The sequence below is a fragment of the Nocardia sp. NPDC055165 genome (genome assembly GCF_053606985.1).
The window spans coordinates 39,350-55,954 of sequence record NZ_JBSGSS010000009.1 but is presented as its reverse complement, the minus strand read 5'-3'; the positions used below and the strand labels follow the sequence as shown (position 1 = coordinate 55,954).

Here is a 16,605-nt window from a genome sequence, read left to right as displayed (position 1 = left end):
CCCTCCCTCGACTCGGGTTGTGCGACAACGGTAACGCCGGGGTCCGACATGAATCGGACACTCGGCACGGAGGTCAGGGGTGGTCGTGCATCGTCACCGCGAATCGGTGCCAATTCCCGTCATAGGGGGTGTAGACGGGCTGATATCCCGCACCGCCGTGATCCGGCGGCGGAGTTCCGGGCGGGAAGTAGGCCAGACCGCCCACAATCGCCATGTCATCGATAGTGAACTGGCACCCGCCGTCACTGGACCTGACCCTGTCGGTCCGAATGACCCCGAACCACTCTTCCTCCGATTCCCGGCAGCTCTGCGCGGCATCGGTCATCGCGTCGGCCGACAGCCACCACCCGACTTTCTCCGGCACCCCGAACCACACCAGACCCAGCCCGGCGATCACCACTACCGGCGCGACGGCGACGGCCCGGTACTCCCGATACCGAGCACACCCGATCGGCGCCAGAATCATCCACGACAGCCCGCAGGCCAGCAGTATCAGTACCGCGAGAACCCAGCCGAGAACGTCGATGTGCGTGGCATCGACCACTAGCATCAGCGCGATCGCCCCCATCGCGGCCCCGGTGGTGACCCGCATCGTCACCGACCATCGCCGTGGCGCCCGAACCGTCCCCACCGTCGTCATCAGCCCACTCTACGAGCGCCCCGCCCCCGCAGTGACGGCGAAACCCCCGAAGGCCAACGGCCTCCAGGGGTTTCGCGGACACCACGTGATGTCAGCCGATCACAGCGGCGGGAATCCCGACGATCCGGTCGCCATCCAGTTCCAGAACTCGGTGACGCGGTTGAGGACCAACGCCATGATGTCGAGGGCAGTGCTTCCCATTGTCTTCCTTCACATCCGAACGAACACTTCGCGCGTTCACCATAGCAACCGGCATCGAGTGAGCAACGTTGTGATAACGGACAGATGACAGCGACCATGATGGTCTCCGGTGACGAGCCTGATCGCCGTGACCGAATAAATCCGGCAGCCGATCATCGGATGCACCGGTCGCCATATAGCGAAATGCCCATATGAAACGCGCCAGGTGAACATCAGGGAAACGCACCTGTACAGACGGCTGCCGACAGTGTGATGGTGCCTACAAAAATCATCCCATCCGGAATGAACAAAATATAGACAGACAATCACGTACCCGAATACGGCCTTTTCCAACCCCGATGCAGGACAGGTGAATCCGTGCCGCAATCGCGAAAAGCAGCAGGCAACAGAGTTTTGTTCAGCTAAACCGTGATGCCCATCACTGTGCTGCTCTCAGCAGAATCACATATACGATCAATCTCGCCGAGGCTTCACGGAAATGTTTTCACCGCCGAAGTTCAACGCAGCAGGTGACACAGTGCGGTGTTCTCCTCCCCCATCCTTCCGCCGCTTCGGCATGCATTCGTCACGAGGTGAACCGGTCATGGAATACACCCACCTGTCCGAATTCGAAATCCGTTCAGGCGCTTTGTCGATGTGGACGCCCGAGCTCGCCGCCGACGCGTGGCAGCCCGACGATCGCCCGCTCACCAGCGTGCACGCCGATTACTGCGCGAGCGTCGATCCCACCGATCCGCTGCCCGGTCGCGGGCGCTGGATCGGCACCGTCTTCGAGATGGACGCCCCGCTCGACGGTCCCACCTGGCGTGAGACGCTGCGGCGCTGGCATGCCAGGCACGAGGGTCTGCGCACCACGGTGACCACCGCATCGGCGGGCGAGCCGCGCAGACTCGTCGCCGCGCCCACCGCCGTCGATATCACCGAACAGCCCGTTGCCGACTGCACCGACGGTACCCGGATCAACGAATTCCTCAGCGGCACACTCGAAGAGCGCCTGTCGCCACTGGTGTGGCCGCACTGCCTGGCCGCCACGGTCGAGCACGCCGCCACCGGTGACTTCACCGTCCTCGTCGCGGCCGATCATTCCGTGATGGACGCCTACGCACAGGCCATCCTGATCCTCGAACTGCGCACGCTCTACCGGGAGGTCATGGCGGGCGAGGCGTCGCGCGAGTCGGTCACCTTCGGTAGCGCGGCCGACTTCGCCGTCCTGGAGCGAGCGAGCGCGGCCGAACTCGGTCCGGATTCGCCCGCGGTCGCGACGTGGCGCGAATTCCTCGCCGACGGTGCCATGCCGCGCTTCGCCCCGCAGGCCCAGCGGCCCGCGCGCGCGGATCTGCCCCAGCCCAGTGTGTCGCGACGGCTGCTCGATCTCCCCGAACTCGAGCAGGTCGAAGCGGTCCTCGACCAGGTGCGCCACCGGATGTCGGTGGCGGTGTTCGCCGCGCTGGCGGTGGCCAATCAGCGGCGGTTCGGCGCGGACCGGATGCGTACCGCGATGCCGATCGCGACCCGCCCCGATCTGCGCTGGCTGGAGTCGATGGGCTGGTTCGTCAATGTGGTCCCGGTCGATATCGCGCTCACCCCCGGTGTCGGCATCGCCGGAGCCATGGATCTGGCGCGGGCCGCACTGCGTCGTTCACGCACCGCCAACGACGCCTCCTGGTCGCGCGTCCTCGACCTGCTCGATGTCGCCGAGACGCCGCGTTTCGGCATCTCCTTCCTCGACATCCGCGTACTGCCCGGCTATGAATTGGTCGCCGACCTGCGCGGACGGACCCTGCGGGCCGAGTCGTACTCGGCCGACGAGGTGTTCCTGTGGGTTGTGCGCGCCGCCGACGGCCTGTACGTGTCGACACGGTATCCCGCCGGCTTCCCCGCCGAGGTCATGGACGAGTTCCTGACCGCGTTCGGTCAGGCACTGTCGTCGATCACGGCCGCGGTGCACGCGGATCCGGCGGTCGACCAGGCTCGCGCCGGGCAGCCGTCCGCAGCGGTTCATGCGGGGTCGGCGGCCGACGTACTGCCGCCGTCGGTCGTGGCGGAAACACCGATGCCGACCGATGCCCGAGCTCTGCGAGCCGGCACGCTGCGTGTCGCCGTGCAGGCGGGGTGAGCGGATGCGCCCCCTGTTGGCCTTCACCGGCAGCCGAGGAGACGCCCAACCCGGCATCCTGCTGGCTCGTGCGCTGCGTGCGCGCGGTCACGACGTGACCTTGGCGCTCGCCCCGAACCTCGTCGCCTTCGCCCGTGAACACGGGGTTGCGGCGGTGCCGTTCGGCTGCGATACGGCCGACCTCTTGGTGGCACAGCGCACCGATCGACGGTTCGCCGGCCGCGATCCGCGCGCCCGGCTACGGGCGCTGTTCGATCTGCAACGGCGTGGCGTGCCCGAGCAGCTTCACGACCTGCGCGCACTGGCACCCGGACATGACCTGGTGGTCGCGGGGATGGCAGGCGAGGAAGTGGCCGAGTCGGTGGCGCGGGCGCTCGGACTGCCGTTCGCGGCGGTGCACTTCTTCCCGATCCAGCCGAACAGTACGGTCCCGGTCGCGCCGGTGCGCTGGGCGGACCGGCTTCCCGGGTTCGTGCACCGAGGGGGGTGGTCGCTCCTGGCACGGGCACGTGCGGCCGCGTTGGCCCCCGTTCTGCCGAGCGGGCGGCCGCCCGCTCGGGCGGCGACAGCGTCATCGGTAGCGTCCGCCGAAGCTGGGGCGACTGCGCGAATCCAGGCCTATGACCCGCGGCTGTTCCCTGGTCTGCGTCAGCAGTTGCCGGGCCCGTTCACGGGATTCCTGACCGATGTGGACGGATTCCTCACCGGTGTACCAGGTTTCGCGAGCCACGCACCTGCCGCCACCGCGGCCGAGGATCTCGATGCGTGGCTCGATGCGGGAACCGCGCCGATCTATGTCGGGTTCGGTTCCATGGATGTCGGCGATCCGGCTGCCTTCGTCGCGATGTTGCGCGAGGTGTGCGCCCGGCGGGGCCGTCGGCTGCTGCTGGCGTCGGGCTGGGCGAGGATCGATCCGGGATTCGAGGATGCCGTCGCGATCGTCGGTCACATCGACCACGCTCGGATACTGCCTCGTTGCGCCGTGGCCGTGCACCACGGCGGCGCCGGGACGACGGCGGCCGCACTGAGAGCGGGTGTGCCGCAAGTGATCTGCTCGGTCCAGGCCGACCAGCCCTACTGGGGCCAGGCGTTACGGCGACTCGGTCTCGCGGCCACGATTCCCGCGACGAAGCTCACCGCCGAACGCCTCGACGCACTACTCGACCAGGTCTCGCGTCCCGACGTGGTCGAGCGCGCGGCCTCCTGGGCCGCCGGTTTCACCACCGACGGTGTCGAGCGAGCCGCCGATGCCGTCGAAGCGCTGCTGGGTTCGCCGGACGCCCCTGAACTGCTCCATTCCGCCGGGAGGCAACTGTGAGTACCGACATCGCCATCCGCACCACCGGTCTCGGCAAGTCCTACGGTGATTTCACCGCCGTCGGCAGCGTCGACCTCACCATCGCGGCGGGGACCGTGTTCGCCCTGCTCGGCCCCAACGGCGCGGGTAAGACCACCACCGTGCGCATGCTCGCGACCCTGGTCCGTCCCGATCGCGGCTCCGCCGCGATCTTCGGCTACGACATCACACGCGACGCGACCGCGGTGCGCTCGATGATCGGGCTCACCGGCCAGTACGCCTCCGTCGACGAAACCCTCACCGCCGGTGAGAATTTGCGGCTCTTCGGGCGCTTGCTCGGGCTGTCCCGCCGTGATGCCGCACGCCGCAGTGCCGAGCTGCTCGAGGAGTTCGAGCTGTCGAAGGTCACCGACCGGCCGGTGAACCAGTTCTCCGGTGGTATGCGCCGGCGGCTCGATCTGGCGGCGACGCTGATCACCGATCCGCCGCTGATCTTCCTCGACGAGCCGACCACCGGACTCGACCCGCACACCCGCGACAAGATGTGGGGCGTGATCCGGCGTCTGGTCGCCCGCGGCGCGACCGTTCTGCTCACCACGCAGTACCTCGAAGAGGCCGACGCGCTGGCCGACCGGATCGCCGTCATCGACCGCGGGACGATCGTCGCCGAGGGCACCGCGGCCGAGTTGAAGTCGTCCATCGGCGATCAGGTGTTGCGCCTGGAACTCGCCGACCCCGCCCGATCCGCGCACGCGGAGGCCATCATCGTCTCGCTCACCGGCGAGGTGCCGGAAGGGTCGTCGGCGGGCATGCTCACCGTCGCACTCACCGATGCGGGCACCGCCGCCGATATCGTCGCCGCCTGCCGTGGCGCGGGCATCGCACTGCGCGGGTTCGCTGTCGACCGTCCCGATCTCAACGAGGTCTTCCTCGCGCTGACCGGCACCGACCGCGTCGCCGCCTGATCCGAAAGACCGAGGCCACCATGACTGCCACCATCGCCGAGAGCACCGTCGAGCTCACCGCAGCACCGACGATCGACCGCCGTCCCCGGATCACCCATGTCAGCCTGCGCGCCTCGCTGTTCCAGTCGCTGATGATGGCGTGGCGCGGTCTGCTCACCTTCCGGCACAGCCCGCAGTTGCTCTACGACGCGCTGCTGCTGCCCATTGTGGGGCCGTTGCTGTTCGGCAGCATCTTCGGCACTGCCATCGCGGGCAGCATGCAGGCCTACCTACCGATTCTGATTCCCGGCGTGCTGGTGCAGATCGTGCTGACGTCGTCGGTCGCGACCGGCGTGCAGTTGTCCGAAGACATTCGGTCCGGGGTCTTCGATCGGTTCGTCGCCATGCCGATCGCCCGATCCGCACCGGTCGCCGGAGCGCTGCTGGCCGGGGCGACCCGGTATGTCATCGCCGCGACCACGGTGGTGATCGTGGGGTTCGCGATGGGGTATCGGCCCGATCATCCGGTCGGGTTCGCCGCCGGTGCGGTGCTCGTCGTCCTGGCCACCACCGCGATCAGCTGGTTGTTCGCGTTCATCGGCGTCACCGTATCGAGACCCGCCGCGGTCCAAGGCATGTCGATGCTGGTGCTCACCTTCCTGAGCTTCGCCTCCAACGCCCTGGTGCCCGAGTCGGCGATGCCGACCTGGCTCCGCTACGTCTCCGACTACAACCCGGTGTCCTATCTGGTGTCCGCGGTGCGCGGGCTCGCCGAGAACGGCGTCATCGGCACCGACGCCCTGTGGTCGGTGGTGGCCTCGCTCGTGATCGCCGCCGTCTTCGCACCCCTGACCGTCCGCACCCTGCGTGCTCGCTGAGGAGTTCTGATGACACTCACCATGTCGACCCCGCCCGTCATCTCCCGGGTCGGTGTCAACCGGCTCACCGCCGACGACGACCTGTTCCTCAAGCTGCACAGCCTCTACGGCAACGCCCTGGTCAATCAGCTCGCGTGGCGGTTCGACGCGCCCCTCGACCCTGAACTGCTCACCCGATTCCACACCCGGTTGGCCCAGGGTTTCCTGGCCCGGCGCGTGCAACCGGCCCGGGTACCGTTCGCCCGCCCCTACTGGCTGCCCGCGACGGAATCGCTTCCGCTGGGCTGGGATTCGGTGCCCGTCGCCGACGAGGAGATCCTAGACTGGTACTTCGCGCAGAGCCGGGTCGACTTCGATCCCGAGACCGGTCGGGTGTGGCGACTGTCCGCGGCGCCGACCACGGCGGGTGGGACGCTGGTGTCACTGGTCACCTCGCATGTGGCATCCGACGGCGGCGCGGTGCTGTTCGCCGTGGGCGACGCACTGGCGCGGCTCGATGAGAGCCCGGACGTGACAACCGGTTCGGGCCTGCTGGTCGGGACACAGCCACGCAACACGCTGGGTGCGAATCTTATCGACGCGGGCCGCCAGCTACGTGCGGTCGCACACGGGATTCGCGCGGCGATCGCCACCCGTGGCGTCATCGAGCCGGACCGCAACCCTCGCCCCGCGCTGCCCGAGCTGCCCCTGCCGGCCCAGTGGTCACCGGCGGATCTGGTGGTCCAGGTCGATCTCGCGGAGTGGAACGCCGCCGCCACACGGCATTCCGGCACCACGAACGGGCTCCTGATCGCCCTGGGAGCCGGTCTCCTCGGGCGCAGCGGGCGCGTCGGTGACACCGCCGGCATCCGCGTCGACATCCCCCATTCGATGCGCATCCCCGACGATCCCCGGGCCAATGCCACCACCGGCCTGCCGATCTCGGTCACCTACCGCACCGGCGAACGCATCGACCTCGCCGCCGTTCGCTCGGCTGTGAAGCGCGCCGCTACCGCCTATCGCGACCCGGCGACCACACCCGCTCTGCAACACCTCCAGCCGTTGCAGATGATCCTGCCCCGTTTCGTCCTCCGTCGTTTCGCGCGCACCGCCAAGGCCCCAGAATGCCTGTGCACAAACCTCGGCGAAACTGCCAGTGGCGTAGCCGATTTCGCAGGTCATCACGCCTCCGCCGTCCTCATGCGGCCTGTCGTCTGCACCAACGACACCGCCATGTTCCGCCGAGTGGAGGTAGGTGTGAATCTCTCCTTCTCCACCGACGGCCACACGGTCACCTTGGCTGTCACCGGCGCCGACCCCGACCGCTTTCCCAGCCGCACCGCCCTGCGTGAGCTGCTGACGGCAGAATGCGCGTCGTGGGGTCTCGCCCCCGACTTCTGGTGACTCCTCCGCGTCAGTGACCCGTCGCCACCGCACGCACAGCCGCCCGAGCCGCGACGAGGACGGGGTCCCATACCGGGGAGAACGGTGGGGCGTAGCCGAGGTCGAGCGCGGTCACCTGCTCCACCGTCATTCTGGCGGTGAGCGCCACTGCCGCGATGTCGATTCGCTTGGCGGCACCGGTGTAGCCGACGATCTGCACGCCGAGCAGCCGCCCGGTGCGACGTTCGGCGAGCATCTTCACCGTCATGGGTTCCGCGCCGGGGAAATACCCTGCGCGACCGGTGGATTCGATGGTGACGGAGTGGAACTGCAACCCCGCCCGCCTAGCGTCGTCCTCTCCCAGGCCGGTCCGCGCCACCTCGAGGTCGCAGACCTTGCTCATGGCGGTACCGACCACGCCGGGGAAGGTGGCGTATCCGCCGCCGACCCCTGATCCGATCACCTGCCCGTGCTTGTTCGCGTGGGTGCCGAGCGGAATGTGGCGCAGCGAGCCCGACACCAGGTCCAGCACCTCCACGCAGTCACCGCCGGCCCAGATGTCGTCGTATCCGCGCACGCGCTGAGCGAGATCGGTGAGCAGACCACCGCTCTCCCCCAGCGGAAGCCCGGCCCGACGCGCCAGCTCGGTCGCCGGTTGCACGCCGATCCCGAGCACGACCACATCGGCCGGGTACTCGGTGTCGGCGGTCGTCACGGCGCGGACCCTGCCCTCCTCCGAGGTCCGCATTCCGGTTACCTCGGTACCGCGAACGACCCGTATTCCCATCCCCTCCATGGCTTCTCGCACGCGCGCACCCATATCCGGATCCAACGTGGACATGGGTTCAGCGCCCCGAGTGACCATGGTGACCTCGAACCCCCGACGCACCAACGCCTCAGCCATCTCGACACCGATGTAGCCCGCACCCACCACAACGGCTCTACGCCCGCCGGCAGACTCCAGGCCTTCGATCAGTGCCTGCCCATCGTCGAGGGTCTGCACTCCGTAGACCCCCTCGGCGTCGATACCGGGCAGTGGCGGACGGATCGGTGTCGCCCCCGTGGCCAACACGAGCTGGTCGTAACCCGTCCACGCTTGTACGCCGGTGTCGAGATCGCGAGACAGGACCCGTCGCCCCACCGGATCGATCTCGAGAGCCTCGGTCCGCATCCGCAGGTCGATGTCACGAGCGCGATGTTCGGCCACCGAGCGCGCGATCAGATGATCGGCATGGGCAACGTCACCGGCCACCCAGTACGGAATCCCGCACGCCGAATACGAGGAATGGTGCCCCTTCTCGAACACCACGATCTCGAGCTCACCGGCATCGCGCAATCTCCGCGCCTGCGACGCCGCCGCCATCCCCGTCGCATCCGCCCCGACAACCACCATCCGTGCGCCCATGTCACCACCGTACGAGAGCCTGTCGTGGTTTCGGCCACCAGCACCGCGAGTCGCCGGTTCACGAGTTTCACGGACCGAGGCCGTCGAAGATCCTATGAGTTGTCGGATCCACCTACACCCAGGCGGTTCCCTTGCGTTCCAACCACTCCCAGATCAGCTCGGCGGCCGATTCACCATCGCGCAGCGTTGTCGATGCCAGTTCGTCGAGGGAATCGGGTGAGCGGATCTCGAGGTAGTAGTCGGTGTCGCTGTGACGGTAGGTCTGGATGAATTCAGGGTGGTCAGGACGGGATACCGTCATGAACGGGCCGCCGCGACTGTATTGCAGTTTGCTGATCCAATAGCTCAGCTGGGTGCGGGTGAGTGTGGTCAGGGTGCGCCCGCCGACCGTCACGTCCAGATTTCTGTGTATCGCCGGCGCTGTTTCCGGCAGTACGTCGGGCCATTCGTGGCCGGTGTTGTCATTCTTCATCCGGATACCCCCAGTCGAAAGCCACGCGGGCCTGCGGGACGAGCGCCGTCACCCGACGGGTGAGGCGATCTTCGAAAGCCTCACTCCAGCGGAAGAATCCGCTGAAGATCACCGGGTAGTCCGAGTCCGCGCGGACGAACAGACCGTCCTCGGTCTCCCCCATCCAGACGAACACCTCGTCTTCCAGCCGCTCGTCCTTGAACACTTCGACGAGCAAGTCGGTCATTCCCACCCACTCGCGTTCGTTCGCGAGCCCCCGAACAGTCAGGGCGACATCGATATTCACTGACACCGGAGGAGACTATCGCCCGCCACCGACAACGTTTCTCGAGCTGAACGCTCAGGATTCGCGCGCGGCGATCGCGGCTTGGATTCTGCGTAGCGTGCGCAGGCCCTTCTTCGCGGCGACGCTCACCATGCCGTCGAAGACGGTGGAACCGCGATCGTTGGCCATCAATCGTTCCAGTGTCGGCACGGCGCGATCGTCGCCGGTCGAACCGAGGGCGACGGCCGCCCAGTACCGCTTGTCGGGATCGTCACCCGAGGCCGCCTCGATCAGCCTCGGGATGATGTCGGGAGCGAACTCCGACAACGCACTGGCGATGTAGCCGATGCGGTAGTAGCGGCGGTTCTCGAATTCGTCCCAGAGCGCTGCCAGTGCCGCGTCACCACCGATCATGCCGAGGGCTTCGGCGGTGCGTTCGCGCATTCCGCTGATCGAGTCCTGCAGCAGGGGCGCGAGGGCCGGGACCACCGCTTCGTCCCCGAGGACGCCGAGGGCGATCACCGCCTGGTCGCGGGCGATGTCCTGTGGGTGGTCCAGCATCGCGACCAAGCCGGGAACCGCATCGCGGATGCCGAGGGCCGCGCAGCCCATCGCGGCCCATGCCTGGCAGTTGTAACGGGTGTCGGCGAGGGACGCGAGCAGGGGTTCGCGCAGGGTGTCGTCACCGAAGACCTCCGCCCGGTTCAGCGCCCTGCTGTAGAGCGACCGATGGTAGTCGGGATAGTCGCGAACGAGCGCGCGCAGTGTCTCCTTGGCGGACATATCGCCGTCCTCAGCCCGCACGAGCAGATGGCGCAAGTTTTCCTCGCGGGTCTCGAGGTCGCCATCTTTGAGTAGTCGCACGTCAGCTGGGTTCACCGCCCAACGGTACCTGGCAACTCGCCAGATCCTCGACACACCGCAGGTCACGGCGCCGGGCCTCGACACCGGCCCCTTCACGAGGTCACTGAGTGAAGTAGATGAGCACCACCGTGGAGACGACCAGAAACAACATGGCCCAGGCGACTTGCGACAACACCGCGATCGTCCAACCGACAGCGCTGCGCCCCGGCTTCCAGCCCAACTCGGCCAACTCAGCCGCGATCAAGTTCCGTACCGGCTGTTCCTGATCTCGATCGCGTCGCAAAGGTGTGCCGCCGTCTGCCGACCAGTGCTCGACGGTTTCAGCGAATCTGCGCTTCTCCTCGAGCAGGAGCGAGAAGCGGTAGGGAGTTCGTTCCATGTTGTGGTCGTACGGCCGTGCGACGCGCAGTTCACGCCGACCGACCACCCGAACCTCGAAGGTCGGGTGGCTGGCGAGCGCCAGCCGCAATCGCTGCTCCAACTCGGTTCTCGGGGAGTCGGTTGCGTCGAGCATGCTCGTAGCCTACTTCGACGACGAACCACACCCACCGACTACGAAAACCCCCGGGAATCCCAAGGCCCCCAGCTAATTTCGTTCCGACAAGCAGAGATCAGCTGTTGTCGGCGGGCCTGGACGTCATGGGCATATGTGTGGCGTTTGTGGAGCAGTTGCGGACACAGTAGTGGCTCCGGTGGGCTGAGCGAGATCGGTCCCCGCACACACGCTGATCCCGAGCACGACCACACCCCCGGATACTCCGTCGGCTTCCCTGTCTTGATGAACGGCTGCCGATTCCACGAGTTCAAGGGAGAGACTGGGTTCGGAACGTCCGTTTGATTCGATAGGCGTGCCCGAGATCGGCGACGAGATAGTGCAGCGTACAGATGAGAGTGGTCGCGACCAGCACAACCATGGGAGTGGCCCAGAACGCTGTTGCCGAGTCTATCTCAGGGGCAGTCGCCACAGATATCCAAAAGAATCCATTCGCCGCGACCACGAATAGAAAGGCGGCGTAGTCGCGACGGCGCTCGGTAACGGCCGCCGCACGAGCCGTTGCAACCCAGTTGAGCAGACCGAAGGATCCGAGAACGACGGCGACCACTAACAGGCGGACGACAATGCGGATCGCTGTCTGGCCACGACTGCGGTATTCGCTCGCGGCGCTCCATTGCCACAGTTCATGTTGCGTCGGCGGTGTGAACACGCCGGCGAAAATTGACCCAGGACAGAGGATCACCTCATGGCCCTCCTTTCCGGAGGTCGCCCAAGTGGCGGGCAACCCGTGCCATGGCGCGAAACACCACGGTTGCGGACACACCTCGTCTTCATGGGGAGTGGGCGCTGAAACACCGCCCGACAGGGATAGATCGACCAACTCGTCGATCAGATCTGCGCTCTCACCAGCAAGCTGCGTCGGGCAGCCGCGCTGTCGCCACAGTTCGAGCCCAATCGACTGAACTGTCAATCCGGCTGTCGCCGAAAGCCTTTCGAATGGATCGGTGAGCTCGTACGACAGGAACACCAGGCCACGTTCACCCACCTCGCCGAGCAACACGGCTGCGGTGCCGAACTCGAGGCAGCACGCACCTACCTCGCACAGAAGCTGCTGTAGGTCGATCTCATCGAGACATGCATCATCGGGAACCTCCTCGATTTCACCTGTTTCAGGGTCGATCCAGTCAAGGACTCGAAGGGATGCGCGCAGTCGCTGGTCGGACACTCCGCGCGGGAAGCCGTCGGTCAGCGCGAGTGAGAGAAGTAGATCGTCGATGCTGTCGACACCGTCGACCCACGCCGAGCGCCCGATTCCGTTCGGGCCGAGGCGCTGTATCAACTCAACGGGATCCGCCGCCATCGCGACCCACGGGTCGGCTGTCAACATGCCGGTAACTCGGGCGAGAGCGGCGGCCTCATCCCCGATCAGCTCTCTACGAGCGGGAACGACCTTCGGCTGAGCAGCTGTTGTTCTAGCGTTGGGACGGACGAACCATTCTTCAAGAGCTGGCATGCCGAGCAGCCACACGAACGCCGCGAACACGACAACCGACCACCCCTCGCCCCACCCTTCATCGGTAACTACCCCAACCGCGATGACCGATGTGAACATCGCGCCCGCGATAATGGCGAACCCCACTGCCATCCTCCACCGTATGCACTTCGAAATCTGTTGCGCTGCATTGTTACACCGGCCACCGACATCGAACTCAGCGTGCACGTCGTCGGCGAAGCTCGAGGTATGGAAATTCCGCGGAAGTTGCGTACCGTTGAGACGAGTGGAGCCTGGCGCACCACATGAGCCATGCTGTCCCCGTGAGCAAGAACGCGACACCGTGGGTCCGCGGTCGAGGGCTCGACCGTCTCCTGGCCCAGGAGACGAATGTGTCGGATCTCATCCAGTTCCTCAGTGATCGCGACCGAGCGCCCTGGGGCGAACTCGTCGGATTCGTCCCAGACGTCGTCACCCGCGAGGCGCTGGATGCCAACCATGCGGACCTGCTGCTGACAGCGGGACCGCGGAGCGCCGTAGTCGAAGTGAAGCTCGGTCACCTGATGAGTAGCACTCAGCAGGAGGCGTACGAATCGCTCGCATTCTGCCCGACCCTCTACCTGGCGGCCCTGGCGTCTGACGGAGCACGGTTGGCATCCGACTCCAGCCGATGGAGTTTCCTTAGCTTGAGCGATCTGGTCGGCCGCTGGGAGAATGCCGGCGCCGGCGCCGGCCGGTGTCGCGACGCCCGACCTGAGCCCTCGATACCGTCTGGAGACAGTATGACCTCCCCCCTGCTGGTCGCGGTGCTCGGCGCGGGCCGCTCGTCGACCGGATCGCCGCGCACCCCGATATCGCTGTCGCGCCGCCTTCCTCGGCCGCGGTGGTCGTCCACCTGACTGCCGATGTCGATGCGGTTGTCGCCCAGCTCGGCGCGGGCCGTGACGTGGTGTCCGCGCTGCCCCTCGAAGCCCTCCCCCTGGACGAGGTCCGGGATGCCTGCCGCAACGGATCGTCCACCCTGCACGCCACCGGCGGCTTCCAGTCGGCGGTCGCGGCGCGGCTCACCCGCTCGCTCGCCGCCGCGACGCGGGAGATCACCAGGATCGAACTGATCGAGGAGCTCGAGCTGCCCGACGACGGCGTGTATCCGTGGAACACGGTGCCGGAGGAGATGTTGCCCGGTTACTACTTCTCCGGTCTGCGTGTACTGGAAGACGCCGCCTTCACCGGCTCACGCTCCGACACTCCCGAGCAGGCCGGTGCCGTCTACACCCTGGGCGACCGGATCACTTACCGTTCGATCCGCACCCGAGACACCGGCACGGTTGCGCTGCGCTATCGCCTGGTCACCACCACCACAGCTGGAACTGCCACGGCCACAGTCGATTTCCATCCCACCGACGGCGTTCACCCGGCCGATCATCTGACGTCGGTGGATCTGGTGAAGGCACTCGGTCCGGTTCACGCGAGCGAGCCCGGCATCGTGCTGCGCGATCTCGGCATCACCTATTTGGTCCCGGACGACCGGCTGCCGCGGTCCACGTAGGGCCGAAGGCGGTTGGGTATCACCTTCTCGCAGGCCGTTACCCAGACCTTGCCGGTAACTGCAGGTTCTGTTGCTCCGGATTCATCGCGAAGGCCACTTGCCTCACAGCCCACAGCCGCGCTTCTCCGCCGTGTCGTGAACTGCAAACATATTTAGATGCGAATATCTATACCTCTTACTACTAAATGCTCGGCACCCCGACCGGTCCCAGCTGGGCCCGTGCCGGACATGGGCTTCACTGACCGTTTCGAGGCAGACGACCCGGTAACCAAGATGATGTCCGGTGACGGCAGCGGCCCCGCCTCGGAGATCTCCGAGGCGGGGCCGCAAGCGAAAAGAGCTGCTACGAGCTACTTTTCATGCACTCGACACCACTACTTCTGCGCGGCCTTGAACTCACGACGACGCCGGTGCAGGATCGGCTCGGTGTAGCCGTTGGGCTGCGTGGTGCCTTCCAGGACCAGTTCCTTGGCGGCCTGGAACGCGATGTTGTCATCGAAGTTCGGGGCCAGCGGGCGGTAGGTCTTGTCGTTCGCGTTCTGGCGATCGACGACCGGGGCCATCCGCTCGAGGCTGGCGATCACGTCGGCCTCGGTGACGATGCCGTGGCGCAGCCAGTTGGCGACCAGCTGGCTCGAGATGCGCAGGGTGGCACGGTCTTCCATCAGGCCGATGTCGTTGATGTCGGGCACCTTGGAGCAGCCGACACCGTGATCGATCCAGCGGACCACGTAGCCCAGGATGCCCTGGGAGTTGTTGTCCAGTTCCTGACGCTTCTCCTCGTCGGTCCAGTCGGTGGACTGGGCGAGGGGGATCTCGAGGATCTGGTCGACGGTGGCGCGCGGGCCACCCTTGGCGATCTGCGACTGCTGCTTGAACACGTCCACCAGGTGGTAGTGGGTGGCGTGCAGGGTGGCAGCGGTCGGCGAAGGCACCCAGGCAGTGTTGGCGCCGGCCTTGGGGTGGCCGATCTTCTGCTCGAGCATGCCCGCCATCAGGTCGGGCATGGCCCACATGCCCTTGCCGATCTGCGCCTTGCCGGGCAGGCCCTTGGCCAGGCCGGTGTCGACGTTCCAGTCCTCGTAGGAGGTGATCCAGGTCTGGGCCTTCATCTCGGCCTTGCGGACCATCGGCCCGGCCTCCATGGAGGTGTGGATCTCGTCGCCGGTGCGGTCGAGGAAGCCGGTGTTGATGAACACCACGCGGTCCTTGGCGGCCTCGATCGACGCGGCGAGGTTGACCGTGGTGCGGCGCTCCTCGTCCATGATGCCGACCTTGAGGGTGTTGCGGGTCAGGCCGAGGACGTCCTCGATCCGGCCGAACAGCTCGTTGGTGAACGCGGCCTCGTCGGGGCCGTGCATCTTCGGCTTCACGATGTAGACCGAGCCGGTGCGCGAGTTGAGGCGAGTGTTGTCACCATTGAGCGAGTGCACGGCGATCAGCGAGGTGATCAGGCCGTCCAGGATGCCCTCGCCGACGTCGTTGCCCTCGGCGTCGATGATCGCGTCGGAGGTCATCAGGTGGCCCACGTTGCGCACGAACAGCAGCGAACGACCGTGCAGGACCAGCTCGGAACCGTCGAGCGCGGTGAACACGCGGTCGGGGTTCATGGTGCGGGTGAAGGTCTTGCCGCCCTTCGAGACTTCCTCGGCCAGGTCGCCCTTCATCAGGCCGAGCCAGTTGCGGTAACAGACGACCTTGTCGTCGGCGTCGACCGCGGCGACCGAGTCCTCGAAGTCCATGATCGTGGTGAGCGCGGACTCCAGGACGATGTCCTTGACACCGGCGGTGTCGGTGGAGCCGATCGGCGAGGTGGCGTCGACCTGGATCTCGATGTGCAGCCCGTTGTGCTTGAGCAGGATCGAGGTCGGGGCCTCGGGGTCGCCGAGGTAGCCGACGAGCTGCGACGGGTCGGCCAGGCCGATGTCGGTGCCGTCTTCCAGACCGATCTCGAGTTCGCCGTCGACGATCTTGTAGTACGCCGAGCCGAGATGCGATCCGGTGATCAGGGTGACCGCGTCGTCGAGGAAGTTGCGGCCCCACTCGATGACCTTGTCGCCGCGCACGCGGTTGTAGCCGCTGCCCTTCTCCGCGCCGTTGGCCTCGGGGATGGCGTCGGTACCGTAGAGCGCGTCGTAGAGCGAGCCCCACCGCGCATTGGCGGCGTTGATCGCGAAGCGCGCGTTCATCACCGGCACCACGAGCTGCGGGCCCGCGGTGGTGGCGATCTCGGTGTCGACGTTTTCGGTGGCGATCTGGAACGCGGCCGGCTCCGGCTTGAGGTAACCGATCTCGGTCAGGAACTGCTTGTAGGCGGCCTTGTCGTAGCCGGTGCCCGGGTTCTCGCCGTGCCAAGCGTCGAGCTTGCCCTGGAACTCGTCGCGCTCAGCGAGCAGAGCGCGGTTACGCGGGGCGAGGTCGTTGATGATCTGCTCGGCACCGGCCCAGAACGCGGCGGAATCTACGCCGGTACCGGGGAGCGCCTCGTTCTCGATGAAATCGTGAAGAACGCTCGCCACCTGGAGCCCGCCGACCTGAATCCGCTCTGTCATCTACTGCCTCACTTTGGTGAAAACCGGGTGGGAAAAGTCGATGTCATGTTACCCGTGGGTAGAGGTGACACC

The 16,605-nt window shown here is 66.4% G+C and carries 15 protein-coding genes; 7 read left to right on the top strand and 8 right to left on the bottom strand.

Features of this window, described 5'->3' with window-relative positions:
- Positions 1–73 precede the first annotated feature (73 nt).
- Positions 74–640, bottom strand: a complete 567-nt coding sequence (locus ACWFRF_RS19575) for a hypothetical protein (protein WP_449962992.1) — start codon at positions 638–640, stop codon at positions 74–76.
- A 784-nt stretch (positions 641–1,424) separates the two neighbouring features.
- On the opposite strand from ACWFRF_RS19575, the gene ACWFRF_RS19570 reads away from it, so the two are divergent.
- From ACWFRF_RS19570 to ACWFRF_RS19550, 5 genes are read left to right on the top strand one after another with little or no spacing between them, the layout of a single operon-like run.
- The gene (locus ACWFRF_RS19570; RefSeq protein ID WP_452451406.1) at positions 1,425–2,957 is read left to right on the top strand and encodes a condensation domain-containing protein; all 1,533 of its coding nucleotides are present in this window, start codon (positions 1,425–1,427) and stop codon (positions 2,955–2,957) included.
- A gap of 4 nt (positions 2,958–2,961) precedes the next feature.
- A complete protein-coding gene (locus ACWFRF_RS19565) occupies positions 2,962–4,275 on the top strand; it encodes a glycosyltransferase (protein ID WP_452451405.1) in 1,314 nt (437 codons plus the stop codon).
- Positions 4,272–5,219, top strand: a complete 948-nt coding sequence (locus ACWFRF_RS19560) for an ATP-binding cassette domain-containing protein (RefSeq protein WP_452451403.1) — start codon at positions 4,272–4,274, stop codon at positions 5,217–5,219. Before ACWFRF_RS19565 ends, ACWFRF_RS19560 begins: the two co-directional genes overlap by 4 nt.
- Positions 5,220–5,239: 20 nt before the next feature.
- Entirely contained in the window at positions 5,240–6,076 is an 837-nt protein-coding gene (locus tag ACWFRF_RS19555) for an ABC transporter permease (RefSeq protein WP_378991941.1), read from the top strand.
- 9 nt (positions 6,077–6,085) lie between these two features.
- On the top strand, positions 6,086–7,459 hold the full coding sequence (locus ACWFRF_RS19550) for a hypothetical protein (RefSeq protein WP_452451402.1): 1,374 nt from the start codon (positions 6,086–6,088) through the stop codon (positions 7,457–7,459).
- Between the two features lie 10 nt (positions 7,460–7,469).
- On the opposite strand, the gene ACWFRF_RS19545 is transcribed toward ACWFRF_RS19550, so the two are convergent.
- The 6 genes from ACWFRF_RS19545 to ACWFRF_RS19520 all read right to left on the bottom strand — a co-directional run bounded on the left by ACWFRF_RS19545 (position 7,470) and on the right by ACWFRF_RS19520 (position 12,579).
- Positions 7,470–8,843, bottom strand: coding sequence for an FAD-dependent oxidoreductase (locus ACWFRF_RS19545; protein WP_452451400.1), 1,374 nt, complete (start codon positions 8,841–8,843; stop codon positions 7,470–7,472).
- Between the two features lie 112 nt (positions 8,844–8,955).
- The gene (locus ACWFRF_RS19540) at positions 8,956–9,315 is read right to left on the bottom strand and encodes a hypothetical protein (RefSeq protein ID WP_452451398.1); all 360 of its coding nucleotides are present in this window, start codon (positions 9,313–9,315) and stop codon (positions 8,956–8,958) included.
- Positions 9,305–9,607, bottom strand: coding sequence for a hypothetical protein (locus ACWFRF_RS19535; protein WP_378659886.1), 303 nt, complete (start codon positions 9,605–9,607; stop codon positions 9,305–9,307). Before ACWFRF_RS19535 ends, ACWFRF_RS19540 begins: the two co-directional genes overlap by 11 nt.
- A gap of 48 nt (positions 9,608–9,655) precedes the next feature.
- Entirely contained in the window at positions 9,656–10,459 is an 804-nt protein-coding gene (locus tag ACWFRF_RS19530) for a HEAT repeat domain-containing protein (RefSeq protein WP_452451396.1), read from the bottom strand.
- An 85-nt stretch (positions 10,460–10,544) separates the two neighbouring features.
- Complete coding sequence (locus tag ACWFRF_RS19525) at positions 10,545–10,958, bottom strand: hypothetical protein (RefSeq protein ID WP_452451394.1); 414 nt, start codon at positions 10,956–10,958, stop codon at positions 10,545–10,547.
- A gap of 289 nt (positions 10,959–11,247) precedes the next feature.
- Positions 11,248–12,579: a hypothetical protein gene (locus ACWFRF_RS19520; protein WP_452451392.1), complete on the bottom strand. Its 1,332-nt coding sequence runs from the start codon at positions 12,577–12,579 to the stop codon at positions 11,248–11,250.
- Positions 12,580–12,824: 245 nt separating this feature from the next.
- Here ACWFRF_RS19520 and ACWFRF_RS19515 point away from each other — a divergent pair, with 245 nt between their 5' ends.
- Positions 12,825–13,331, top strand: a complete 507-nt coding sequence (locus ACWFRF_RS19515) for a hypothetical protein (RefSeq protein WP_452451390.1) — start codon at positions 12,825–12,827, stop codon at positions 13,329–13,331.
- A complete protein-coding gene (locus ACWFRF_RS19510; RefSeq protein ID WP_452451388.1) occupies positions 13,316–13,981 on the top strand; it encodes a hypothetical protein in 666 nt (221 codons plus the stop codon). Before ACWFRF_RS19515 ends, ACWFRF_RS19510 begins: the two co-directional genes overlap by 16 nt.
- A gap of 374 nt (positions 13,982–14,355) precedes the next feature.
- On the opposite strand, the gene ACWFRF_RS19505 is transcribed toward ACWFRF_RS19510, so the two are convergent.
- On the bottom strand, positions 14,356–16,533 hold the full coding sequence (locus ACWFRF_RS19505; RefSeq protein ID WP_452451386.1) for a malate synthase G: 2,178 nt from the start codon (positions 16,531–16,533) through the stop codon (positions 14,356–14,358).
- Positions 16,534–16,605 lie beyond the last annotated feature (72 nt).